This window comes from Sphingosinicella sp., assembly GCF_041916975.1.
Classification (GTDB): Bacteria; Pseudomonadota; Alphaproteobacteria; order Sphingomonadales; family Sphingomonadaceae; genus Sphingosinicella.
On the sequence record NZ_JAYRYK010000001.1, the window covers coordinates 3,400,125 to 3,422,024 of the forward strand.

The following is a 21,900-nucleotide window of genomic DNA, read 5'->3' on the forward strand; positions in this document are numbered from 1 at the left end:
CCAATTTGACGTTTCCTTGCGGTGTTGAACATGACTTGCGTGTTGGAAGACTGAAATGGCCTTGATCGAATGAATGCCCACGTGCAGTCCGGAACTTATATTGAACTCAATCCTCACGTCCCGTGGGGCCGAAGGGATGGAATGGGAGTCTGCGGATGGTGCCGCCGCCGCTGAGCGACTGGGAGCTCTGGGCCGTTGCGCGGCGGTTCATGGAGGAGCACGGCGACATGGCGGCCGGCTATGCAAGCCTGAAGGCGGCCGAGCTTGATGCGCGGGACGACGCACGCGGGCGGGATGTGTTCCTAGAGGTCGCTGCCCGGATCAATCGAATGGGTTCAGCCGAAGGGACGCGGCACTAGCGCCTAGTACCCGGCATCCTCGATGCTCGCCGCGCGCGCGCGGATCGCGGCATTCGTGAACGTCCTGTGTGCGGGCGGCGCGAAACCGAGCTTGCGCGCGGCGAGCCAGAGCTCCAGTCGCCGCTCTTCCTGCACTTCATTTGCAATTGCGGAAAGTAGCGAGGCAACACCACGATCGTATTCGGCAGTCGAAAGGCTCGCGACGTCCGATCGGCCAAAGTGCTCGGCAATGATGGTATCTGCAACCATCGGGCCTCCGCGAGACTTCAATCTCTTATTTTACGCTCCGAGTATATGAACAGCAAGTTAAAGCAGGCCGAGCGTCTTGAAGCTTTTTATTCCGCTCTCGCTGACGACAACATGATCGTGAAGTTGAAGTCCAAGCACGCGCGCCGCATCGCGAACGTGGTTGGTGAGCTGGATATCGTCGCGACTGGGGGTCGGATCGCCGGAGGGGTGGTTGTGGATGAGAATGAGTGCGGTCGCGCCGACGTCGAGTGCGCGGTGTATCACCTCGCGAACGTAAACAGGCGCCTGGTTGACCGTACCGACGCCCATCTCCTCGTCCGTAATGAGCGCGTTCCGGGAATTCAGGAACAGCACCCGGAAATGCTCGCGCCGGCTGTGCCCGAGGCTCACATGGAGATAGTCATTCAGCGCCTGCCATCCCGTGATCACGTTGCCGTGCGTCAGCTCCCGGAAAAGCGCGCGTTCGAGGCTCTGCGCGACGGTTGCAAGGATATCGAGTCCCTTGGGCGGAACCCCGAGCTTGATGAGCATCGAAGGCGCGCTCGTCAGCACGCGCGGATAGCTGCCGCGTTCCGCGATCAGCGTTTCGGCGAGCCGGGTCGCCCTGGCGTCCGGCAGGACGAAGCCGAGCAAATGCGCGAGCAGCGCCCGGTCCGCGTCCGGGGCGCGGTCGCGGGGACATGCACAGGGTACGTCCCTGACATCCGATAAACTTCTCACGGCACGTCTCCCAGAATATCCAGGACGCGGCCGCGCAATTGTCGCCCCTCAATACGACTGGATGGGTCCAGTTCGTCCCCGGACCCTTTCCGGCCCGGTTTCGTCAATGCGCGGTTTCTTCAGTTCCCCGACTGTCAAACCGATGAGAATTATATTTTGTAACGAAAACCCCTGGAACGCTCGCTTCCCAACGCGGTCCAGGTCCTGATCACCAGCATGTTGCGCTCCTCCATAACTTTTCTTGATTTAGCGTTCAGGAGAAGGCGAGATCATAACTCAACCGTATCGATTCGCCAGACGTGAATATAGGTGTGCCGACGATATGCGGCTTTCGATCGGAAAATCTTGATTGTACCGCCGCCGCGATGTCTCTTTGCTTGCTTTGACAGCGGATGTTCTGCGCGATCCTGGCCTTTCATTCAGCACGGGATCATGTCTTCCACGGAGAGCCTGTCGAATCCGACGCGCCATGCGGCGATCCGCACCCGCCGCCCCACGAGCGCGTCTGCGCGGCGCGGCGCGTCGAGCTGCCAGGTTCCGCCGTCATCGCGCCTGAGCACGAGTCCGGTTTCGCTGCGCAGGAGCAGGCCGGTTTCGGTGACGCGTCTTGCCATCAGCGCGCGCAGCGCCGGTAGGCGCCTTTTGAAAAATGCGTCCATTCGTGCGCTGCGCCGAGCGCGATCAGGCGGCAGCCGAGATCGCTCTTGTCGGGGAGCCAGCACTGGGCGGCGGTGCGGTTGCCGCCCGCGCCGCCGTGGGAGCGGCAGGCGATGGGGCTGGCCTCCACAAGGCGGAGATGGCCGGTCGACGTGGCCCCGCTCGCGGCGGGCTGGAGGAGCTTGATCAGGACGTCCCTCGCCGCGATGGGCGGCATGTCCGGGCACGGGTGATCGGCGCGGCAGGTGCCGTCCATTTCGCGCGCGGCGATCCCGTGGAGCCGAATGCGCGGGCCCTCGGCGCACCAGATCGGGCCGTCGGCGTCCCAGACCTGCACCGGCGTGCACGCGAAGATCTCGGCCTCCGGCACGACGAACACGGCAGCAGCAAGGATCGTGAACAGCATTCAGGCGCGTTTTCTCATGGTCACAGACGACAAAGTCTGTCGCATGAGGCAGGGCCTGTTGTCACGGCGCCGCGTGTCAGGATGGATGTCGAGAGACTTTCCCCCGCCGCTGCGCCGCGCGCGCCGCCCGGCGTTCACGCGAAGGGCAGGCAAGCACAAAGGCGGGGGCGGCGGCATATGGCTGCCGCCCCCGGTTTGCGCGCGTGTCAGAAGCGGAACAGGACGCCGACGACACCCTGATTGTTGATGACGTCGTCCTCGAAGTTCACGTGATTGAACTCGGCGCGGAGCGAGGCCTTGTCGCTGATCGCGGTCTCGACGCCGCCGCCGAAGCGGACGCCGTCGCCCCACGCGCTGACGCCGCCGCCGCTGATCTTGTTGCGCTGATAACCGATGCGGCCATAGAGGCCCGTCGCGTCATTGATCTTGAAGCCAGCGCGGGCGCTTGCGCCCCAGCCCCATTTGGCTTCAAGCCCGCCAGCATCGGCGGTGTTGAGGTCGATATTGCCTTCAACGCCGACGAACGCGCCGCCGAGCGGCATGTCATAGCCGACGAAGCCGGTGAGGCCGGCGCCGCTTGCACCCAAGCCCTCGAGGCTGCCGGAACCGTTCACGTTGTCGAGGGTCGCACCGAGACCGGCATAAGCGCCATTGAACACGTCGGCAGACGCAGGCGACACGACAGCGAGCGCCGCGAGCGACGCCAGAACGAATGTCTTCATTTTTATGCTTACCTTTATTTGAATGAGCGAACAGCGCCGCTGCGCGAGACCTTGTTTTTTTATCCAGCGGCGGCGCGGAAATAGGCACGGGTTTGCGGTGCGGCAAGGCGACAAAGGTCTTGATCTCAATCGGTAAACTTCGATGTTGCCGAATTGTGACACGCCCGACGCCCGTATTCCGGTTGAACAAGCGTGTAAGTAATGTGCCGGAAACCTCGCGGAAAGGTAGGGCGGTGCGAAGTCAAGTCCTAACGTGTGGTTATATTGTACAAATGTATCATCTCGCAAATCGGCTCATCGTCAAAGCCGTCAAGAAAAAACTGTGCCGACTGCTAAAAAAATACTTGCCTGTCATTCAGGGAAAATTGCGAAGGGCATACTTGAATCGCGCGGCGACAGCCTCGGGAATCGATTCAGAAAAGGGGCAGTGGGGTGTCCGGATCGGCCGCCGTGAAATTCGAAATCGTCACACCCACGAGCCTTATCCCCTTGCGTGTCGGCAGCACGCTCCGAATGAGCGCAAGGCTGAGTTCGTGAAGCCGTTCCCGGCTGGTCACGGGAGCCGAATCGCTGCGGCTGCGCGTGACCTGCGTGAAATCCTGGTATTTCACCTTGACGGTCACGGTGCGTCCGAACGCCTGCGTTTTTTCGCACCACGCCCAGACGTCGTCGGCCTGCCCGAGCACACCGGTTTCGATGTCCGCGTTTTCGGTGAGATCGCGGTTGAACGTTGTTTCGCTGCCTGCCGATTTGCGCACCCGATCGGGATCGACGGGCCGGTTGTCCTCGCCGCGTGCGATCGCATGATACCATTCCGCGGAACTTCCGAAATGCTGCCGGAGGAACGCGAGGGACTTTTCGCGAAGATCGCGCCCGCTCTCGATGCCGAGCCGCTTCATTTTCGCGGCCGTGACCGGACCCACGCCGTGAAAGCGCGCGACGGGGAGTGTCTCGACCCACGCTGCGCCCATGTCGGGCGTGACGGCGAACTGGCCGTTCGGCTTGCGCTGATCGGAGGCGAGCTTGGCGAGAAACTTGTTGTAGGAGACGCCCGCCGACGCGGTGAGCCCGGTTTCAGCAAGAATGCGCGCGCGGATGTCCTTCGCGGTGTCCCACGCGGTCGGGAGACCGCGGCGGTTGGCGGTTACGTCGAGATAGGCCTCGTCGAGCGAGAGCGGCTGGATGAGATCGGTGTAGTCGGCGAAGATCGCGTGAATCTGCTTCGAAACGGCGCGGTAAACATCGAAGCGCGGCGGCACGAAGATAAGTTCGGGGCATCGTCGGAGCGCCGATACCGACGGCATTGCCGAACGCACACCAAACACGCGTGCCTCGTAGCTTGCCGCTGCGACGACGCCGCGCGCGGCGCCGTGGCCCACGGCAACGGGCTTGCCACGAAGCGATGGATCGTCGCGCTGCTCGACCGACGCAAAGAAGGCGTCCATATCGATATGGATGATCTTGCGAACCGGGCTCATGCAGGTGTGTTCTAGAGCGTGATGATCTTAGGCTGAAGCCTATCCATTGTTTCTGACGTCGTTGGCGTATTCGCTGGGAGAGACGGCATCGCGCAGGGTTCGGATGCGTTTCCAGTTGGGTTCGACGGATTGTTCGTTCGCCATTCGCAGGCGAGTCTTGAGCTTGGCGAAGACCTGCTCGATCGGGTTGAGGTTGGGTCTGTAGGGCGGGAGGGAAGTGTACGCTCGCGATGGGTGCAGAGATTGGGAGCGCGAAAGCTGAAGCTGTAATTCTGGATTACGAAAGGCAGAGATCAAACAGATTGGTTTGATCCCTGAAGGACCGCCCTGTTGGCTTTAGCTGAACGCCGCGACCAGCGCGTCGACATCGGACATGGGCAGGTACATGCGTAGGTCGTTCGACGGAAGTGGGACGAAGCCATAAGAGGCATAGAGCGTCTTGCGTTGCTCGACGCGCGCGGGGTTGCCGCAGTCGAGCACGTCCAGCAACACCACGCGAATCCCGATTTCGGCGGCCGCGCCGGCGATACGGCGGAGGCAGTCGACGAGCAGGTCGCCGCCAAAGCCCCGGCCCTGATATTTGCTGTCGACGCCGATCATCGAGATATAGGCGGCAGGGATGATGCCGTGGCCGGGCCGGTCCCGTTTGAACGGGTCGGGTAGTTCGGCATAGTGAACCGCGTGGGCGTTGGTCGCGTAAAATCCGATCAGGCCGCCGTCCGGTGTGGTCAGCACATAAACGCGTGTATTACCGGCTTTCGCGAGCTTGTTCGCGGTCCTTCTGAAATAATTGTCGACCTGCTCGATGCCGCATGAAAAAGCCGCGCGATCATGCTTTGATGGATCGAGCGGCTCTATGATGCATTTTGCATCCGCATTTTCGCCGCTCACCGGCTTTCGATCGTCTCGCGGTGACGCGCGAATGCAGCGCGCAGCCTGTCGGACGGCGCCGCCGGACGGTCGAGCGCGGCAAGGAAAGCTGCATGATCGACGGGCTGGAGTGTCGTGTGCTCGTGCGCGGAAATCGTTTCCATGGCAGCCTTGTAGGCCGCGTTCATCGTGAAGACGGAATCGTCCACGCCCGCGAGCGCCGCGGCTTTCTGGATGGTTTCCTTGATGCGCGGCTTGGTCCGAAACGACATGCGTTCCGTACTCCGCTCATCGATCGCGTCGGTGATGCCGTGGCTCAGCATGGCCGTCTCCTTTCATGCATCATGTACGCCTCTACGGCGTACATTTCAAGATATGTGCGCCGTAGAGGCGTACATGCAGTGGCGGCATGATGTCCTGCCTCTCATCGCGAGAAGGACGGCTTGAAAGCGCCGGGAGCCCGCTGCGCGATTTTCCGGATTGAAAATCCTGCTCCACCGCCGTGTTGGCGCATCCCTTTTTGACAGGCCCGGCGCATATGTTTGCGCGCGAGGTTCTAGATCGGCAGCCGCAGCTGGTTGCGGTCCACCTCCAGCGCGCCGTCGAGCCGCCGAACAACGCTCTCCGCGAGCGCACGTGCGGCGGCGAGCCGAGCGGTTTCGCTATGCATTGCAAGCCCGATGCGGGCGCCGAGTGGGGCGGTCAGGAGCAGGGTTGCAAGTTCGGAAGGATCGATTCGAGACATGGCTGGAAGAGAACATAGATAGAACATTCTTGCAACGGTGTCTTCCGGTCGGGTGCTTGGTGCCGTAGGGGGGGCAGCAAGACCCGCCGACGTTTTTCCAGGGATAAACCGTGTTTGCTGCTGCGCTCATCCTGTCGTGCCTCGCGCCTCCAGTCCACGACGGGGACAGTCTGCGTTGCCAGGGCGAACGGGTGCGGCTGGTCGGCATCGATGCGCCCGAAATGGCGGAGAGCCCCCGCTGCAAGGATGCGCGGCGGTTTCGGTCGGACTGCGATCCGGGACGTGCGGCGGCATCGCGGGATTTTCTGCGGGCGCTGACGCGGGGCGAAGTGCGTTGCACGGTGACGGGTCGTGACGCCTACGGCCGTGCGCTCGCCCGGTGCGTGTCGGACGGTGTGGACCTCAATCGTGCCATGCTGCGGGCGGGGATGGCGCGCCGCTACCGGTGAGGTGAGCGCGGCAACGTCCGGTTTACCGCTTTGCCGGTACGGTTCGGGCATGGGCTCCCGGAAACCGTCCCGCACGAACGTTGTCGCCTTCGGCGCCCGCGCCCGCACGCGCAGGCAGGTTCGGCAGCGTCATGGGATCGTCCGGATTCTCGGGATCGGCGGGCTTGCCGGGGTGGCGCTCGGCGCTGCCGTGGGGCTTCAGGAAAGCGGCGACCTCGGGAACGCGGCCAGGTTCGTCGGGGCGGTTTCGAAAGAGGTCGCGGTTTCGCAGGGGATCGCGCGGGCCAGCGCGCCGCCGCCCGGCGCTTATTATCGTTACTGCGCCGATGCCCGCGCTGCCGGGGTCGCGCCGCTTTACGCTGGCGAGCCGGGCTATCGCCCAGCGCTCGACCGCGACGGCGACGGTGTCGCGTGCGAGCCCTACCGGGGGCGCTGAGGGCGGGCGCCATCCTTGCGTTTCAAGTTTTTCCGTACGGCACGCGCGTTTACGGCAGCAGAAATGCGGGCGCGGGGGAGGCGCCCGCGCCCGCATGCGTCTCAGGCGGCGAGCCTCGCTGTTTCCGCGTCCGGCGCGTCCACCGCGACGGGGCCGGGCGCGGCGTCGCCATAATGCGACGCCGGGAACCGCATCCAGCGCGGCACCCAGCGGGTCACGCGGGGGCGTCCGTTGCTGCCGCTGAGATGGTCGCCGAGGATCGAGCGCAGCACCTTGCCCGCCGCGCCGTGGTTGGCGTCGGCGACGGCCTTGCCCGCCACCTCGGCAACGAGCGCGGAGAGGGTTCCCTTGTCGCGGACGAGGCCGAGGAAGGCGTCGTCGGCCTGCCACCAGTCGGCCATGTCGATGCCGAGATGGACGCCGAGCGCGGCGATGACGGGATCGCCCGCCGCGAGCGTTTCGCCCATGACGACGGCGAGGATATCGAGAACGACACCGTCGGGAAGCTCGGCGAGACGCAGGAACAGCGCGGCAAGGTCGCGTACGCCGTAGGCGCCGATGACGCTCGGGCAGTCGGCGTCGAGTCCGAGCACGTCGAGGACGGCGCGGCGCTTGCTGTCGAACGCGGTTTCTCCGGCGGAGGTTTCGACGCTCTCGGCGACGGCCTCGCTTGCCGCCGTCTGCGGTTCACGGCGGACCGACCAGAGGGTGGAACCGCAGACCGCGTGCGCGAGCATGAGGCGGAGCGCGGCACCGGGATGCGCGGTGAGCACGGCGCGGACGGCGGCATGGCGGTGGAGGTCGAGATAGGCGCGGAGTGCCTTGCTGATCTCGGCGCGCGGCAACGGGGCGGGCGCGGCATCGGCGCCGCCGCGAAGCCGTTTCGCCTCGCGGCGGGTGATATAGCCTTCGTGGAAGACGACCTCGCCGGTGCTGCGCACGTCAATGTAGACGCGTCCGCCCTTGCGCCGCGCGCATTTCTCATGCTCCCAGCTTTGGAACGGCGTGTCGGGGCCAAGGATGACGACCTCCTGCCATCCCGCCGCGCGGTACGCGTCGGCGCGGGCGGCGACGGCGGCGTTCTGCGCGGTCCAGAACGCGTCGGCATCGGCGAACCAGCGCGTTTCCCTGAACAGGTCTTCGGCAATCGCGAGGCCGCTCGCATCGACATCGAACAGCGCGTGATCGGCGGGAATGGACGCGCCGCCGAAGAGCCATGCCCTCAGGCGCTCGCCGGTGGGGGCGTGGCTGTCCGCGTCATCGAGACGCGCAAGCCATGCCTGCTGCTGGCGCTTGGTGGCAAGGGTGAGGTGGCGGATGCTCGCAGTGTCGATGTCGCCGCGCCGGTAGAGGCTGCGGAGGCGCGGCAGCAGGTTGCCGAGCGCGAGGATGCGGCGGACGGCGCTGTCCGCAAGCCCGAACGTCGCGGCGATGTCGGCGGGCGTGCGGCCTTCGCGGGTAAGGCGCACGAAGGTTTCCCACTGGGCGACCTCGTCGGGATCGAGGCGGGCGAGGTTCTCGATGAGCGAGGCCTCGACGGCGGCGGCATCGTCGCCGTCGTCGATAATCGCGCAGGCCAACATCGCGGCGTCCGCATCGTCGGGGCGTTCGGCGGCGACGGCGAGCGCGGCGTGGAAGCGGCGGCGTCCGGCGACGATCTCGAAGGTGCCGCCAGTGCTGCCCGTGCTGCCGCCTGCGCGAACGAGAACGGGGACGAGCACGCCACGCGCGCGGACCGAGGGGAGGATGTCGCCGACGTCGGGCGGGCGCTTGCCGTGGCGCATGTTGGCGCGGCTGACGCTGAGGCTGGCGAGCGGGATGAAGTCGAGTTTCATGGGAATGGTCCTTTCAGGTTCGAACTGCGGCGAATGCGCGCCGCGCGCCTTTCGCACCGCGCCGCTTGGAACGGCGGGCGCGGAAGCGGGTCAGGCTTTGGCCATGCGCACGAGCGCGGCCTCGGCGGCGATGATCGAGCCGGTACGGCGGGCAAGGTCGGCCCATGCCGAGATCGGGGCCGTGCTCGTGAAATGAAGATCGCGTTCGATGCGCAGCCCGAAGCGCAGGCGGATCGCGGCGATTTCGGAAAGGCTGAACGAGCCGAGCTCGGGGCAGCCGAAGCCGAGATCGGCGAGGCCGAACAGCGTGTCGCCGTCGGCGTCGAGTTCGGTCGCGAGCCATGTCGCGCCACCGCAGGGGTTGAAGAACTTGACGGCGGGCGGCGGGTCGTGGCGACGGCGTGCGGCGGCGTCGGCATTGACGCGCAGCGTGGTGCGCAAGGGTGGGGTGAGAAGCTCCATGCGTGTCTCCTTGCCGCCCGCTAAAAAAGCAAGCGTGGCTCCCCGCATTGGCGGGGACGGGCGGCAGGCGCGGGATCGGACCCGCCGGTGAGCCGCGGACCGCACCCGGAGGGCCGGAACGCATGTGGAGGAGCCGGCGGCGCCGGCTTGCGGACCGTGGCGGCGGGTCCAGAAGACCGTGCCGTCCGGTCCCGCCGCCGCGGTGAGCCATCATTCATCCTGGCGGATGAGAACGTCAGAGCGTCGCGGGCACCTCGCAGTGACAAGCTTGCAGGCCGCAGCGCGGGCACGGGGCGGTACAGGTCAATGGCCAAGATCGGAAAGGGTGGTGCAGGCACCACAACAATATTGCGGTGACCGTCGACAATCCGACGTCGTCCTCGACGTCCGAATTGCTGCACCCGCGTACGCCCGTGGAGCGACGCGTCCCGGCCCTACCGGTGGGTGTATGATCTACAACAATGCTTATGGGAGGCGTGCGTTTCCTCGCCGTGCGAGGAGGGTCTCGATGCCCTTTGGCTTCAGCCGATTGACGGCGAATCTCAACACGGCGCGAAGGTCGAAAAAATGCCGGGCGCCGCCGTGTGAAATCTCAGAATTAACAGGATCCGATAGGCCTCATTCGTTTTTGATTGGAAAGCAGCGGGGGCAGCCTGTCAGAAGAAAAGTCACGCCGTTTCGAAGGCGGCCTCGGGGAGTATGCAGTGAAGGCAGATGTCGCGATCATCGGTGCCGGGCCAGCCGGATTGCTGTTGGGTCATCTGCTCCGCGCTGAAGGTCTTATCGTCAAGATCGTTGAACGCGCCAGTGCCGACCATGTCGTCGGTCGCATCCGCGCAGGTGTGCTTGAACACACCACGACAGACCTCCTCGCCAGGCTTGGCCTTGATGGCCGCTTGAAGACCGAAGGATTGCTACACAGCGGGTTCGTGCTTGCTGATGGTGAACAGATTGTCCGCATCGATCTTGCTGACCTGACCGGACATCATGTCACCGTTTACGGCCAGACCGAAATGACGTGCGACCTGATGGAGGCTGCACCGGCGCGTGGTCTGGAGATTTTCTACGAGGCCGAGAACGTCGTGCTCGCAGATATCGAAAGTGAAACGCCGTGCGTTCGTTTCACGAAGGATGGCCGGGACCATTATCTCGAGGCGCGATTCATTGTGGGATGCGACGGCTTTCATGGGCCTTCGCGCCAGGCGATACCGGCAAATCAGGGGGGCATTTATGAGAAGGTCTATCCGTTTGGATGGCTCGGTATCCTCGCTGATGTGCCGCCGTGCCATGACGAGCTGATTTATGCCAGTCATGAGCGGGGGTTCGCACTGGCGTCCATGCGGTCGGCAACCCGGAGCCGTTACTATATCCAGGTGGCATCCGACGAGACGCTCGATGACTGGTCCGATGGTCGGCTTTGGGACGAACTTGCGGTAAGGCTCGGACCCGAGGTGGGTGGACGTATAACGCGCGGTGTCGCACTCGAGAAATCGATCGCGCCACTGAGGTCGTTCGTGTTCGAGCCGATGCGTCACGGTTCGCTGTTTCTTGCCGGCGACAGCGCCCACATCGTTCCGCCCACCGGTGCCAAAGGCCTGAACCTTGCTGCGTCGGACGTGGCCTATCTTTCGGAAGCGCTTTCGCTGTTCTTCAAGCGCGGGGATCAAGAAGGGATTATCGCGTATTCGGGACGCGCGCTGGCGCGCGTCTGGAAGGCCGAGCGCTTTTCGTGGCAGCTCACGCATCTGCTGCACCGCTTTCCGGGACAAACCGGGTTCGACCGAAAAATGCAGGTGGCGGAGCTGCGTTACATCGCAGGCTCACGAAACGCGCAAGCAAGCATCGCGGAAAACTACGTGGGTCTTTTGCTCTGATCCGATGATCGGCCGGGTTCGGGCTTTAGGGGCGGTCCAGCGAGCACGCGCAGGTGCGCAAACTTGCCGAACGCTATCCGAATATGCTGCTGCGATGAGCGCGCATCAGGCCGATCCGCTGCGCATGGGCCGGGGCTCGTTGCCGCGCTTGATGAATGTCAGAAACACCTTCAAATTTTCCGTCGCGTGGGTGTTCTCGATCCCGTGCGCGACTTCAAGGGGCGTATGGACATGATCCCCTTCGGAAACGGCAACGATCTGGCCATCGATTTCCATCTGACCCGACCCACTGACGATATAATAATATTCGTCGAACGAGCCTTCGTTGTTGCGGTTGTCGAGATAATGGACATGGACGCCTTCGCTCGCGCCGGGGGGCAGGTCGTATATGATGAAATTGGCGGGCGCCGGGGCACCCTCAAAACCGAAGACCTTGATCCTACCCGTCCCTTTTCCCTCGTGAATGCCTGGGATTTCCAGCATACCGGCGGCTTCGGACTCCTTACTGTAGCCGGCTCGTTTCACATTGGTCTGTTCTGTATCGGTCATCGCGTTGGCATTCTGGCTTAGCACGGCAAAACAGGCTGCACCCGCACCCATGGCCTCCCGGCGCGTCACCGCCGGGGCTTTCAGCGACTTTGCCATTTCCGTTGTCCTCAAAGTCTGGCGGGGCGGATGTGAGCCGGCAGCGTAAATCCGCGATACTGCGGCTGTTCAAGAAATCTGACCAAAGCAGCAGCCGGGGTCAAGTGGCGATATTGATTTTTTTTGTAATTATTAAAAATTTTGATTGAAAGATGATCCGAAATCCTCTCCTATCTCGAACAATTTCGGGAGGCGTGGATGTTCAGGAAAGTCGTGAATAATCGGATCGGTTCGCCGTTGGCGGCCGCTGTGTGTGGGCTGGCCATGCTTGCAAGCCTGTCGTCGCATGCCGAAGACAGGGTCGCCGCACCGCAGCTGACACCTGTGCCGCGCTCGGGGAGTGTCGATGTTCCCTTGATGATGTCCGGCATCCCGCCGCTGCCGCCGATGACGATGTCGGCGCGGGAAGGGGCGCGTAAGTTCGTCTCGACGGAAACCGGAACGTTCAACGGCGTGAAAGTCCGTTATCGGATCGAACTGGCCGAGACGATCATCGAAACCTCCGGCGGAGAACCTGCGGCATCGCTCTTTACGACCAGTTACGTAGCGCAGGGCAAGAACTCGGCCGCACGGCCGGTCGTGTTCGTGTTCAACGGCGGGCCCGGGGGATCGTCGGCGCCGCTGCACATGACGGCCCTGGGGCCGAAGCGGCTTTCCTCCCTGAAGCTCGAGGATCTTGCAAATCCCGACAGTCCGCTGATCGCCAACCCCGAGACGGTGCTCGATGTCGCGGACCTCGTGTTCATCGATCCTGTGGACACGGGCTTCAGCCGCGCCATGCCGGGAAAGGCTGAACGGTTCCGTACTGTGGATTCGGATTCCGAAGCGCTGACGCAATTCGTTCTGCAGTGGCTCAAGGCGCATGGGCGGATGAACGCCCCCAAATACATCCTCGGCGAAAGCTACGGATCGCTGCGCGCGATCGCGATGGCGCGCGACCTTGCAAGGTCCAGCGAAAAGGTGGTCATCGACGGGATTGTTCTCGTCGGGAGTGCCTATACGTTCGGATCGAACGGCCGGACACCTGAACCGCTGATGGTGGCGTCAAAGCTCCCCATGATGGCCTCGGTCGCCTGGCACTACGGTAAGATCGACAACCGGACCCAGAGCTGGGAGCAGGCGGTGGACAAGGCCCGCGCCTTCGTCCGCGACACCTATGCCGGTGCGCTCATGCAGGGGCACAGGCTTGATCCGGAAACCCGCGAAAAAGTGATTCGTGCGTTGCCGGGACTTATCGGTATCCCGGAAACCTATTTTCGCCAGAACAACCGCATAAGCGTCGCGAACTTCAACGGCGAACTGCTGCGTCAGGAAGGACGCGTTCTCGACCGGAACAACGGGCTTGAAACGCGGCCGGCCGAGCCTGGCACACCGGTCGGCGAGCTTGACTACGACAAGATCGTCAGCGGCTACGCGGCGGTGACATCGGCGATGGAGAAGCTGGCGGCGCGGCTTGGTGCAAAAGACCTTGGGCGTTACGTGATGCTCGACCGCGCCGCCATGAATCCCGGCTATTGGTCGATGCAAATCGCCGGCGATCCCGCGCTCGATGTCACGCTTGCAAAATTGTTGAACACACACGCGAAGATGCAGCTTCTGGTTCTACAGGGGCGCTACGATACGCTGACCGATATGGGCACGGTCGAATATACGCTCGGCCAGACGGACCTGGCGCCGCAGCGCTATCGCATCGCCCATTATGACGGCGGCCATGCGCTTGCACCGGAAAAAGAGGCGATGGAGCCGCTGCGCGCGCTGTTGAAAGGTGCCCGATGACCATTTCATCGCTTCGGCTGCTTGCCGGCCTGTTCATCGCGGCACTATTGCCGGCTTCCGCCCTTGCGAGCGAGGCTGTCGACAGTCCGCGCGTCGTGGCCGACGCTGTCACGCATCATCAGGTCACGATCAACCGGACGCGCATAGCTTTTACAGCGCGCGCGGGCGAGACACTGCTCCACGATTGGCGCGGCGAGCCGACAGCGAGTATTTTCAGCTTCGCCTATCTCAAGGACGGTGCCGATGCTGCGACGCGACCGGTACTGTTTGCGATCGGCGGCGGGCCGGGTTCGGCGTCAACCTTTCTGCATGTCGGTCTGCTCGGTCCCTGGGCGGTTCCGCTCGATCGGCTTTCGCCGGAATCGATCGGAAAACTTGGGAACCTCCCGCCCGTCGAACTGGTGGAAAATCCCCTCAGTCCTCTTGATGTGGCTGACATCGTGTTCATCGATCCCGTAGGGACTGGGTATAGCCGTCCACTGAAAGGCGGCGACGCCCAATCCTTTTGGAGTGCCGATGGCGATCTCGAAGCGGTCGCACAGTTCATCGAGCAGTGGCTCACAAAGAATGGGCGCTGGAATTCACCCAAGTTCTTTCTTGGCGAGAGCTACGGCAGCATGCGGGCCGCTCGGATCTCGGAGCCGCTGCTGGGCGGGCCGTATAGTAACGGGCTGCTGCGCGGCATCACGCTGAATGGCCTGATCCTTCTTGCCACCACGCTGGATGCGTTTCCAGAAAGCATGGATGCGCCGCCGAAGACATTCGATCCTGACCTCGCCAGCGCGCTTGCCGTGCCGGGAGCGGCGGCGACGGCCTGGTATCATGGGACAGCCGACCGCGGGGGCGCGAGTGTCGGGGCGCTCGTGGAAGATGCGCGCCGTTTTGCAATGGGTGCCTATCTGTCTGCACTGCGAAAGGACGCATCGAAGACATTGTCGCCGGAGGAGCGCAAGGCCACCCAGCAGCAGCTGTCGCGCTATACGGGACTTCCCGCAGCAACGTTCGAGAAAGATCTTCGGATCAGTGCGGCAAACTTCGCAAAAACGGGACTTGCTGCGCGGGGTTTGCAGCTCGGTCAATATGACAGCCGGTACACGCTGCCGCTGTCCGACAGTGCCGTAAATCCGGTGGGTGACGATCCTGCGCTAAGTCAGGCGTTTCCCGTGTGGACGGCCGCTATGCACCGGCTGCTCGACGAGAAGCTGAACGTCAGAATGGAGCGGCCCTATCACCACATCCTGTGGAAGCCGCTTCTCTACAAATGGAACTTCAAACGAGGCGACGCACCGCAGGAACAGAGTTTTGCTGTCGATCTGGCCGACTCCATGCGCCGAGTCAGTGGGATGCACGTTCTTGTAACAGGCGGTTACTATGATCTTGTCACGCCGGCGGCGGCGGTGCGACATGCGCTCGACCAGGTGAACGTGCCTGCCGACCGCCTTACGCTCAAAACCTATGAGGGCGGCCACGATCTTTATGTGAGCCCAGCGGCAGCGGCGGTTGGAGACGATATCCGGGCTCTGATACGAGCGGCTTCGAAGCTCGGCCGCTAGGCAGCGGCTTCATCGCTGCTAACCGCACGCGTCAGAAAGGAGAACGTGGTGAAGCTCGGCAGGGGAGCCATTTCTGACGGTGAACGGCCGCGTCGGTGGGGTGATCGCCGGATTCGGAGGACATTGCTGAGCGCGCTGATGGCGGCGCTTGTCGTCGATCCCGCAGCGGCCCAGGCACAGACGTCCGAGCCTCGACTGGCCTATACGGTTCGGCCGGAACGTGAGGGGACGGAGGTCACGCACCTCAAGGTCGATCTGCAGATCACCGGGACGATGAAGAAGTAGCGGTTCCCGACCCGAATGCTTACCCCGCCCACGTACCTCCCTCACCGTCCGCATCCCCGAGGCCTGCCGCATGACCGGCATCGGACGGTCCAAGCACTACGAACTCATCAAGGCTAGAGAGATCGAAACCCCTCAAGGTCGGCAGCAGCGCGCTGGTCACCGTGGCCGGGCTGAAAGTGTTCCTCGACAAATGCAGGGCGTTAAGCGCCCCCTTCGGTCGTTCCGGCCGTGGCGTAACTGATCGGGGTTAGCTGCTGCAGGCGGGCGCAATGTTAGAGACGCAGAGCAAACTCGGTCAGCTCATCAGCCAGTTGCTCCACGAGTGTGGGCTGGCCTGATAGATAGTGGTTGCCCCCCTTGAGTTGGACGTGGCGCGCCCGACCTGGAGCGGCATTCATCCATTCCACTACATCGCTCGGAAAGGTAGAGGAATCAGCCGTGTGTTCTGCGAGGAGCACTGGAACCTGCGTGCGGGCAAGGCAGGCTGGCCCGTCGCCCCGGCTGCACATTGCCCACTGGCTGAGATAGGCGGTGAGGGAAGTGTAGCGCCCCATGCTGTTCGCGGCGTGGTTCTGCATTTTCGGTGCCCCCCAGACGCTGGTGCCGGGTGGTCGGTCATTGGGATCGATCGAGGGGTCGAGACATCGCGGATCCGCAAGCGTGCGGTGAATGATGAAGGCCATGTCTCGCGGGCCATCGGGAATCGCGCGGAGCTGCCGCAGCTTTGCCCTTGCCCATTCCTCGATGCGATCCTGCCTACGGCGCTGCGCTGCCCGATAGCGACCGAGGAAGTCTGCCGAATATGGTGGGCCGTTTTCAGGGTTGAACATATCGAGCGAAGGGTCACTCGACAGGGGATCGTGCTCGTCGATCACAGCGGGATCGATCCAGCATTGCATGAGGCGCGAACGGCCGAGATGGGCTGCCGACAGTGCAATGCCCTGCGCTGGAGGAAGGTCTTCGGGTGATAGGTCGATAGGATCGCCGGCTGGCGTTTCCGTGATGTCGAGATGTTCAGCCTGTGACTGGTAGAGGCTGACAAGCGCCGCACCGCCGCTGTTGCCGATCAGCAGGATGCGATCGTAACCCTGCGCGCGAAGCCAGCGCACGCCTGCACCCAGATCCTGTATCGCGCGTTCCAGAAGCATCGCCACGTCGCTGCCAAGATACCGCGTGTTGAGGCCGAGGGCAGCGATGCCGCGCTTGCGCAGCGGTTCGAGCAGATAATGGTGCATGAAGTTTGATGTGGGGTGGATGACGATGGCCGCCACCTTGCCGGGTGCGCGGTGGAATGCGCCCCAGATACGCGGGCGCATCAGTTGCAGACCGGACTGGCTTTCATGTGCGTCGCCCTGCGCGACGTCGATGAGGACGGCTTCCACCCGGCTCGGCTCCGATTTTCAAATGCGGAGAATAATGGATTTGGTCTGAAGGCACGCATCGAGCGCATCGCGCCCCAGATCCTTGCCGTGGCCAGATGCCTTGCGTCCGCCTTCGGGAAGGCCGGGGTAGGGGAAGCCGCTGTTGTTCACCAGCACCTTGCCACATTCCAGTGCTTCCGAAACGCGCATGACCCGGCTGATGTTCGATGACCAGATCGTTGCGGCCAGCCCGTATTCGGAATCGTTGGCCAGCGACAGCGCTTCTTCCTCGTCTTCGAACCGATAGACGGAGAGAACCGGGCCGAACACTTCCTCGCGCGTGATGACGGCATCCTGCATCGCGCCCGTCACGATCGCGGGGCTGACGAAATAGCCCGCGTCATCATCGACCGCTGCGCCGCGCAGAACCTCGCAGCCGGCACTTGCCGCCGCCTCCACATAGCCGGTCACCCGCTGCTTCTGCGCGGCGTTCACCAGCGGGCCCATGAAGACGTCGGATGAAAAGCCGGCCCCGACCTTGAGTGTCATCGCGTGCTTGTGCAGCCGTTCGACCACTTCGTCGTGGATCCGCGATTGGACGTAAAGGCGCGATCCGGCCACGCAGATCTGACCGGAATTGAGGAAGATCGATGCGGCCGCGCCGGGTACGGCGTCGTTGAGATCGGCATCATCGAACAGCAGGACTGGAGACTTTCCACCCAGTTCCAGAGTGTGTTTCTTGAGGTTCCGCCCTGCGATCTCGCCGATGCGGCGGCCGGTTGCAGTGGAGCCCGTGAAGCTGATCTTGGCGACGCCAGGATGGCGCACGAGCGCTTCGCCTGCGTCGGCGCCGCGTCCCGTCACCACGTTGACGACGCCTTTGGGGATACCGGCCTGCTCGATCAGGTCCGCCAGCATCAGCGCGGAGAGGCTGGTATCCTCTGCGGGTTTCAGCACCACTGTGCAACCGGCGGCCAGGGCGGGCGCGAGTTTCCACGCCGCCATCATGAACGGCACGTTCCACGGAATGATGGCGCCGATCACGCCGACCGGCGACTTCTGCGTGTAGCCCCGAAACACGCCCGCACCCGGCGGTCCTTCGACCGGCATCGTCTCGCCTGCGATCTTGGTCGGCCAACCGGCATAATAGCGATAGACGCCCGCCGAACCCATGATCGTCGGTCCGAACGCGAACCAGCTCGGCATACCGTTGTCGAGCGTTTCAAGCTGGGCGAGTACGGCGGCGTTGCTTTCGATCAGCGCGACAAGATTGAGGATCAGGCGTTCGCGGGCCGCGGGGCCGATTTCGGCCCATTCGGGCGAGCGCAGCGCGCGGTTAGCCGCTGCGACGGCAACGTCGATTTCCGCTGCGCCGCCGGCACCGATCTCCGCAACCTGCGCGCCGGAAGATGGATCCAGAACGGGAATTGCCGCACTCGCCGCGGCCCAGCGGCCGTCGATATAGTGCGCCGGTTTGCGTGCGAGCCGCTGACGTGTTTCGGGTTCAAGGACCGAAAGATCGTGACGAAACGGGTTGGTCATGCTTGTCTCCTCGCCCAAGGTTTCCGGGTTCACGGCCGCAATCGTTGTTGCGGAGCACCCGGATCAGCGCGGCGTTGATGCCAGCGCGTGGTCCAGAACCGCCACGATGGTATCGGCCTGTTCCTTCGTCAGAATGAGCGGCGGCGAAATGATGAACTTATTCACGATCGTCCGTAGCATCACACCGTTCGCGAGGCAGGCGTCGGACACCTTGCCGGGGTAGCTGTCGAGCGGCGTAAACGGCTCCTTCGTTGCTCGGTCCTTGACGAGTTCCACCGCGATCATCAGCCCCTTGCCGCGAACGTCGCCGATCGCCTCGTGCCGATCCATGAGGCTGCGCAGCCCTGCCAGAAGGTGCGCGCCGACGTCTGCCGCGTTGGCCGTAAGGTTTTCCTGGATAACGAGATCGATGGCGGCAAGGCCTGCAGCGCAGCCGACCGGGTGGCCGCTGTAGGTATAGCCGTGCATGACGACCGACCGCGGCCCTTCGGCCTCCCAGGCGCTTGCGACGCGCTCGTTGAGCAGAGTTGCACCGAGCGGGATGTAACCGGACGTGATGCCCTTTGCCATGCACATGATGTCGGGCTTCACGCCCCAGTTGCGCACGCCGAACAGTTCGCCCGAGCGGCCGAGTCCGGTGATCACCTCGTCGGCGATCAGCAGCACGCCGTAGCGGTCACAAATCTCGCGCAGCTTCGGCCAGTAATTGGCAGGCGGTACGTTGACACCACCCGCACCCTGAATGGGTTCGGCGATCACGGCTGCTACTGTATCGGGCACCTGGAACTGGATTTCCCGTTCGAGCAGGTGCGCGCACATATCGGCGAGCGTTTCCGGATCGACGCCTTCGAACGGCGGGCGATAGAGGTTCGGCGATTCGACGTTGAAAAAGCCGGGCACCAGCGGTTCGTAGCTGCGCCGCCAAGCATCGCCGCCGCAGGCGGACATGCCACCGAAATGCAGGCCGTGATAGCCGCCTCGTAGCGAGATGAACTTCACCCGCTCCGGCTCCCCCACCAGCTTCCAATACTGCCGTGCCATCTTGAAAGCCGTCTCGGTCGCGTCCGATCCGCCGGAGCTGAACAGCACGCGCGCCATGTCTTCATGCTCGGTCAGTTCGCACAGCTTGGCCGCCAGCCGTATCGCGGGCGCGTTGGCGGCGCCGGGGAACAGGTTGTAATAAGGCAGTTCTTTGAGCTGAGCGGTGATCGCATCGACGATCTCGTCGCGGCCATAGCCCGCGTTGACGCACCACAGACCGCCCTGACAATCCAGCATCCGGCGCCCGTCGAGATCGGTGACATACGCGCCGTCGCCGCGTGCGATGATGGGGGGCGGGTTGGCAACCGTGTCCTTAGGATCGGCCATCGGGTGGAACATGTGATGGCCGACTTCCTGCTTGAGCCAGTTCGCATCCGCTAGGACGGCTTGCATGTTCTCCAACGCGCTCATCAGGCTCTCCCGCTCAACTGTTCCGTGAGGTTTGCACTCTCCTTCTACCTAGCCGTCATGCCGGTGTTGTTGCTCTACCCCCAAAGGGCGACATGAACGGGCGGATTCCGTTCAGCCGTGCGCGGCGGGCCGAGCGATCACCGCACCGACTGCAGCGGTCATCACGAGCAGGTATGGAAGGGCCGCAGCATATCCATCTTGGGCACCTGTCAGCACATCGAAGCGGGTTGCCGCCAGCACGGTGATTCCCAGCAGCCCAAGAAACGACAGTGCGGCCGGAAGCGCTCGCGCCGCCGGAAAATCGCGTTCACGCATGAAAAACACGATAATTGCCGCCGCAGCCAACACCATCATCAGCAATATGCCGAGCGTGCCGAGGGCGGTCGGCAAGGTGAAGACCACAAGGATGGGATCAGCACCACCGGTGGCGAACAGGATGATGGCTGTTATCGCGAGCAGGGTCTGGGCAATGGACCCTCTATGAGGGCTGCGATGGCGCGGATGGCTGCGGCCGAAGAAGCCGGGCAAAATGCCGTCGCGCCCCAGAGCAAAGGCATAGCGGGCAAGCGCATTGTGGAATGCGAGCATGGCGGCAAAGATGCTCGTGACGAACAGGATGCGCATCGTGGTGACGAGTGGGGCCCCGGCATAGCGCCCGGCAACATCGAAAAGCAGCTCAGTGGGATCCGCTGCGGATTGCAGGATCCCAGCCACGTTCCCCGTGCCGAGCGCCATCACCAGTGCCCATGTCGAAACCGTATAAAAGATGCCGATCACCAGCAGCGAAGCATAGGTCGCGAGGGGAATCGATCGCTCGGGATCGCGCGCCTCTTCACTATAGATGGTGGTGGCCTCGAACCCTATGAATGCCGCGAAGCCCAGCATCAGTCCGATCATCGGCGATCCCGACAGGATCGTGTCGCTGGAAAACGGCTGCAACGACAGGCCCTGGTCGCCGCCCTGCGATATGATCGCGAAATCGAGCGCAAGGACCACGAGATATTCGCCCGCGCAAAGCAGGCCGAGCAACCTTACTGAAAGGTCGATCTGCCGATAGCCAAGCACGCCGATCAGCAGGAGCGCCGATAACGAATAGCCCCACCAGGGCAAGACATAGCCAAACAGGCTCTGCACGAGAGCGTCGGCGGCGACGCCGAACAGGCCGTAGAGGCCGATTTGCATACCGTTGTAGCTGAGCAGGGCGATCATGCCCGTCGCGCCGCCCATGCGCAGGCCGAGGCCGGCTTGAACCAGCGCGTAAAAGGCGCCGGCATTCCGGTATCGCCGCGCCATGGCCGTATAACCGACAGCAAACAGCATGAGCAGAACGGTGAGCACCGCGAACACGATCGGAATGCCGGCGCCGTTCCCGAACAGCATGGTGATTGGAATACCGCCCGCCATGGCAACGAGCGGCCCCGCCGCGGACACGACGAAGAAGGTGATGGCGAGTGCGCCGAGCCGTCCTTCTCCTAGTCCACCTTCGGCAGCGGCTTTCGGTCCGGCGCTCTCCATATCGTTAATCCCCTCCCGCTTTGCGCACCCTTTTCGTCTGCAAGGGCTAATTATCGCAGTCCCCGAAATCGCCGTGTCACCTGATGCGGTGACGCGGAAGTTCCGAAATTTGCGTCAGTTGAACGCATATTCGGCATTCCGCCGCAAGGGAGGCGTACGATGTTTGTGGAAGAACGCGTCTATCGTCTGAAACCGGGCTGCATTCCGGCGTATTTCGGGCTTTACGAGAACAAAGGGTTGGTGCCTCAGCGGCGCTATCTGAAACTGATGCTGGGCTACTACGCCAGCGAGATCGGCGATCTCAACGAGGTGGTTCACCTGTGGGCGCATGAAAGCCTGGATGCGCGCGAGGAAAACCGTGCGCGTATGCGGGCGGATGCGGATTTCCAGGCTTACTGGCAGGAGGTTCGTCCGCTGATCGTCGAGCAGCGCACGCGGATCCTGAAACCGGCGCCCTTCTTTGCCGATACGCTCGCACGCATGATCGCTGTCGCCGGGGCGTAGGCTTC

24 protein-coding genes and 1 pseudogene are annotated in these 21,900 nt (G+C 63.3%); 8 read left to right on the plus strand and 17 right to left on the minus strand.

Annotated elements, in window-relative coordinates; genetic code table 11:
• The first annotated feature begins 155 nt into the window (after positions 1-155).
• Positions 156-359 (plus strand): hypothetical protein, encoded by a 204-nt coding sequence (locus ACE3TJ_RS16040; RefSeq protein ID WP_374597912.1) that lies wholly within the window; start codon positions 156-158, stop codon positions 357-359.
• Between the two features lie 3 nt (positions 360-362).
• On the opposite strand, the gene ACE3TJ_RS16045 is transcribed toward ACE3TJ_RS16040, so the two are convergent.
• The 10 genes and pseudogenes from ACE3TJ_RS16045 to ACE3TJ_RS16090 all read right to left on the minus strand — a co-directional run bounded on the left by ACE3TJ_RS16045 (position 363) and on the right by ACE3TJ_RS16090 (position 6,206).
• Complete coding sequence (locus ACE3TJ_RS16045; RefSeq protein ID WP_374597914.1) at positions 363-608, minus strand: hypothetical protein; 246 nt, start codon at positions 606-608, stop codon at positions 363-365.
• 57 nt (positions 609-665) lie between these two features.
• Complete coding sequence (locus ACE3TJ_RS16050) at positions 666-1,328, minus strand: RadC family protein (RefSeq protein ID WP_374597916.1); 663 nt, start codon at positions 1,326-1,328, stop codon at positions 666-668.
• Positions 1,329-1,747: 419 nt separating this feature from the next.
• Positions 1,748-1,942, minus strand: a complete 195-nt coding sequence (locus ACE3TJ_RS16055; RefSeq protein WP_374597918.1) for a DUF5818 domain-containing protein — start codon at positions 1,940-1,942, stop codon at positions 1,748-1,750.
• Positions 1,942-2,391 (minus strand): thermonuclease family protein, encoded by a 450-nt coding sequence (locus ACE3TJ_RS16060; RefSeq protein WP_374597920.1) that lies wholly within the window; start codon positions 2,389-2,391, stop codon positions 1,942-1,944. The genes ACE3TJ_RS16055 and ACE3TJ_RS16060 overlap by 1 nt, the downstream gene beginning before the upstream one ends.
• Positions 2,392-2,597: 206 nt before the next feature.
• Positions 2,598-3,113, minus strand: coding sequence for an outer membrane beta-barrel protein (locus tag ACE3TJ_RS16065; protein ID WP_374597922.1), 516 nt, complete (start codon positions 3,111-3,113; stop codon positions 2,598-2,600).
• A 413-nt stretch (positions 3,114-3,526) separates the two neighbouring features.
• On the minus strand, positions 3,527-4,591 hold the full coding sequence (dinB, locus tag ACE3TJ_RS16070; protein ID WP_374597924.1) for a DNA polymerase IV: 1,065 nt from the start codon (positions 4,589-4,591) through the stop codon (positions 3,527-3,529).
• Between the two features lie 39 nt (positions 4,592-4,630).
• A pseudogene (locus ACE3TJ_RS16075) lies at positions 4,631-4,804 on the minus strand (IS630 family transposase); the annotation flags it as partial.
• A 123-nt stretch (positions 4,805-4,927) separates the two neighbouring features.
• Positions 4,928-5,482, minus strand: a complete 555-nt coding sequence (locus ACE3TJ_RS16080) for a GNAT family N-acetyltransferase (RefSeq protein WP_374597926.1) — start codon at positions 5,480-5,482, stop codon at positions 4,928-4,930.
• A complete protein-coding gene (locus ACE3TJ_RS16085; RefSeq protein ID WP_374597928.1) occupies positions 5,479-5,784 on the minus strand; it encodes a DUF1778 domain-containing protein in 306 nt (101 codons plus the stop codon). The genes ACE3TJ_RS16080 and ACE3TJ_RS16085 overlap by 4 nt, the downstream gene beginning before the upstream one ends.
• A 233-nt stretch (positions 5,785-6,017) precedes the next feature.
• Complete coding sequence (locus ACE3TJ_RS16090; RefSeq protein ID WP_374597930.1) at positions 6,018-6,206, minus strand: DUF6771 family protein; 189 nt, start codon at positions 6,204-6,206, stop codon at positions 6,018-6,020.
• 110 nt (positions 6,207-6,316) lie between these two features.
• Here ACE3TJ_RS16090 and ACE3TJ_RS16095 point away from each other — a divergent pair, with 110 nt between their 5' ends.
• Complete coding sequence (locus tag ACE3TJ_RS16095; protein ID WP_374597932.1) at positions 6,317-6,655, plus strand: thermonuclease family protein; 339 nt, start codon at positions 6,317-6,319, stop codon at positions 6,653-6,655.
• A 49-nt stretch (positions 6,656-6,704) separates the two neighbouring features.
• The gene (locus ACE3TJ_RS16100; protein WP_374597934.1) at positions 6,705-7,091 is read left to right on the plus strand and encodes an excalibur calcium-binding domain-containing protein; all 387 of its coding nucleotides are present in this window, start codon (positions 6,705-6,707) and stop codon (positions 7,089-7,091) included.
• Positions 7,092-7,192: 101 nt separating this feature from the next.
• Here the strand turns inward: ACE3TJ_RS16100 and ACE3TJ_RS16105 are convergent, their stop codons facing one another.
• Together ACE3TJ_RS16105 and ACE3TJ_RS16110 are read right to left on the minus strand one after the other, a co-directional pair.
• On the minus strand, positions 7,193-8,926 hold the full coding sequence (locus tag ACE3TJ_RS16105) for a ParB/RepB/Spo0J family partition protein (RefSeq protein ID WP_374597936.1): 1,734 nt from the start codon (positions 8,924-8,926) through the stop codon (positions 7,193-7,195).
• A gap of 90 nt (positions 8,927-9,016) precedes the next feature.
• A complete protein-coding gene (locus ACE3TJ_RS16110) occupies positions 9,017-9,388 on the minus strand; it encodes a DUF2958 domain-containing protein (protein ID WP_374597938.1) in 372 nt (123 codons plus the stop codon).
• A gap of 704 nt (positions 9,389-10,092) precedes the next feature.
• Here ACE3TJ_RS16110 and pobA point away from each other — a divergent pair.
• A complete protein-coding gene (gene pobA, locus ACE3TJ_RS16115; protein WP_374597940.1) occupies positions 10,093-11,262 on the plus strand; it encodes a 4-hydroxybenzoate 3-monooxygenase in 1,170 nt (389 codons plus the stop codon).
• Between the two features lie 105 nt (positions 11,263-11,367).
• On the opposite strand, the gene ACE3TJ_RS16120 is transcribed toward pobA, so the two are convergent.
• Positions 11,368-11,907: a cupin domain-containing protein gene (locus ACE3TJ_RS16120; RefSeq protein ID WP_374597942.1), complete on the minus strand. Its 540-nt coding sequence runs from the start codon at positions 11,905-11,907 to the stop codon at positions 11,368-11,370.
• Between the two features lie 198 nt (positions 11,908-12,105).
• Between ACE3TJ_RS16120 and ACE3TJ_RS16125 the strand changes: the two genes are divergently transcribed.
• Genes ACE3TJ_RS16125 through ACE3TJ_RS16135 form a run of 3 tightly spaced genes read left to right on the plus strand, consistent with a single transcriptional unit; the run spans position 12,106 to position 15,521 of the window.
• A complete protein-coding gene (locus ACE3TJ_RS16125) occupies positions 12,106-13,683 on the plus strand; it encodes a hypothetical protein (protein WP_374597944.1) in 1,578 nt (525 codons plus the stop codon).
• Entirely contained in the window at positions 13,680-15,236 is a 1,557-nt protein-coding gene (locus ACE3TJ_RS16130) for a S10 family peptidase (RefSeq protein ID WP_374597946.1), read from the plus strand. The genes ACE3TJ_RS16125 and ACE3TJ_RS16130 overlap by 4 nt, the downstream gene beginning before the upstream one ends.
• Before the next feature lie 48 nt (positions 15,237-15,284).
• Positions 15,285-15,521 carry a hypothetical protein gene (locus ACE3TJ_RS16135; RefSeq protein ID WP_374597948.1) on the plus strand — a complete coding sequence of 79 codons (237 nt, stop codon included), beginning with the start codon at positions 15,285-15,287 and terminating at the stop codon, positions 15,519-15,521.
• Positions 15,522-15,793: 272 nt separating this feature from the next.
• On the opposite strand, the gene ACE3TJ_RS16140 is transcribed toward ACE3TJ_RS16135, so the two are convergent.
• The 4 genes from ACE3TJ_RS16140 to ACE3TJ_RS16155 all read right to left on the minus strand — a co-directional run bounded on the left by ACE3TJ_RS16140 (position 15,794) and on the right by ACE3TJ_RS16155 (position 21,391).
• Positions 15,794-16,903, minus strand: coding sequence for a hypothetical protein (locus ACE3TJ_RS16140; protein ID WP_374597950.1), 1,110 nt, complete (start codon positions 16,901-16,903; stop codon positions 15,794-15,796).
• An 18-nt stretch (positions 16,904-16,921) separates the two neighbouring features.
• Positions 16,922-18,424, minus strand: a complete 1,503-nt coding sequence (locus tag ACE3TJ_RS16145) for an aldehyde dehydrogenase (protein ID WP_374597951.1) — start codon at positions 18,422-18,424, stop codon at positions 16,922-16,924.
• Positions 18,425-18,487: 63 nt separating this feature from the next.
• Positions 18,488-19,876 carry an aminotransferase class III-fold pyridoxal phosphate-dependent enzyme gene (locus ACE3TJ_RS16150; protein ID WP_374597952.1) on the minus strand — a complete coding sequence of 463 codons (1,389 nt, stop codon included), beginning with the start codon at positions 19,874-19,876 and terminating at the stop codon, positions 18,488-18,490.
• Between the two features lie 111 nt (positions 19,877-19,987).
• A complete protein-coding gene (locus ACE3TJ_RS16155) occupies positions 19,988-21,391 on the minus strand; it encodes an APC family permease (protein WP_374597953.1) in 1,404 nt (467 codons plus the stop codon).
• A 159-nt stretch (positions 21,392-21,550) separates the two neighbouring features.
• On the opposite strand from ACE3TJ_RS16155, the gene ACE3TJ_RS16160 reads away from it, so the two are divergent.
• Positions 21,551-21,895: an NIPSNAP family protein gene (locus tag ACE3TJ_RS16160; RefSeq protein WP_374597955.1), complete on the plus strand. Its 345-nt coding sequence runs from the start codon at positions 21,551-21,553 to the stop codon at positions 21,893-21,895.
• Positions 21,896-21,900 lie beyond the last annotated feature (5 nt).

Excerpts from the sequence above, each read along its gene's own strand:
- ACE3TJ_RS16040 (WP_374597912.1), top strand. The coding sequence starts at position 156 with ATGGTGCCGCCGCCGCTGAGCGACTGGGAGCTCTGGGCCGTTGCGCGG.
- ACE3TJ_RS16045 (WP_374597914.1), bottom strand. The coding sequence starts at position 608 with ATGGTTGCAGATACCATCATTGCCGAGCACTTTGGCCGATCGGACGTC.
- ACE3TJ_RS16055 (WP_374597918.1), bottom strand. The coding sequence starts at position 1,942 with ATGGCAAGACGCGTCACCGAAACCGGCCTGCTCCTGCGCAGCGAAACC.
- ACE3TJ_RS16060 (WP_374597920.1), bottom strand. The coding sequence starts at position 2,391 with ATGCTGTTCACGATCCTTGCTGCTGCCGTGTTCGTCGTGCCGGAGGCC.
- ACE3TJ_RS16065 (WP_374597922.1), bottom strand. The coding sequence starts at position 3,113 with ATGAAGACATTCGTTCTGGCGTCGCTCGCGGCGCTCGCTGTCGTGTCG.
- dinB (WP_374597924.1), bottom strand. The coding sequence starts at position 4,591 with ATGAGCCCGGTTCGCAAGATCATCCATATCGATATGGACGCCTTCTTT.
- ACE3TJ_RS16085 (WP_374597928.1), bottom strand. The coding sequence starts at position 5,784 with ATGCTGAGCCACGGCATCACCGACGCGATCGATGAGCGGAGTACGGAA.
- ACE3TJ_RS16090 (WP_374597930.1), bottom strand. The coding sequence starts at position 6,206 with ATGTCTCGAATCGATCCTTCCGAACTTGCAACCCTGCTCCTGACCGCC.
- ACE3TJ_RS16100 (WP_374597934.1), top strand. The coding sequence starts at position 6,705 with ATGGGCTCCCGGAAACCGTCCCGCACGAACGTTGTCGCCTTCGGCGCC.
- ACE3TJ_RS16105 (WP_374597936.1), bottom strand. The coding sequence starts at position 8,926 with ATGAAACTCGACTTCATCCCGCTCGCCAGCCTCAGCGTCAGCCGCGCC.
- ACE3TJ_RS16110 (WP_374597938.1), bottom strand. The coding sequence starts at position 9,388 with ATGGAGCTTCTCACCCCACCCTTGCGCACCACGCTGCGCGTCAATGCC.
- ACE3TJ_RS16120 (WP_374597942.1), bottom strand. The coding sequence starts at position 11,907 with ATGGCAAAGTCGCTGAAAGCCCCGGCGGTGACGCGCCGGGAGGCCATG.
- ACE3TJ_RS16125 (WP_374597944.1), top strand. The coding sequence starts at position 12,106 with ATGTTCAGGAAAGTCGTGAATAATCGGATCGGTTCGCCGTTGGCGGCC.
- ACE3TJ_RS16130 (WP_374597946.1), top strand. The coding sequence starts at position 13,680 with ATGACCATTTCATCGCTTCGGCTGCTTGCCGGCCTGTTCATCGCGGCA.
- ACE3TJ_RS16145 (WP_374597951.1), bottom strand. The coding sequence starts at position 18,424 with ATGACCAACCCGTTTCGTCACGATCTTTCGGTCCTTGAACCCGAAACA.
- ACE3TJ_RS16150 (WP_374597952.1), bottom strand. The coding sequence starts at position 19,876 with ATGAGCGCGTTGGAGAACATGCAAGCCGTCCTAGCGGATGCGAACTGG.
- ACE3TJ_RS16155 (WP_374597953.1), bottom strand. The coding sequence starts at position 21,391 with ATGGAGAGCGCCGGACCGAAAGCCGCTGCCGAAGGTGGACTAGGAGAA.
- ACE3TJ_RS16160 (WP_374597955.1), top strand. The coding sequence starts at position 21,551 with ATGTTTGTGGAAGAACGCGTCTATCGTCTGAAACCGGGCTGCATTCCG.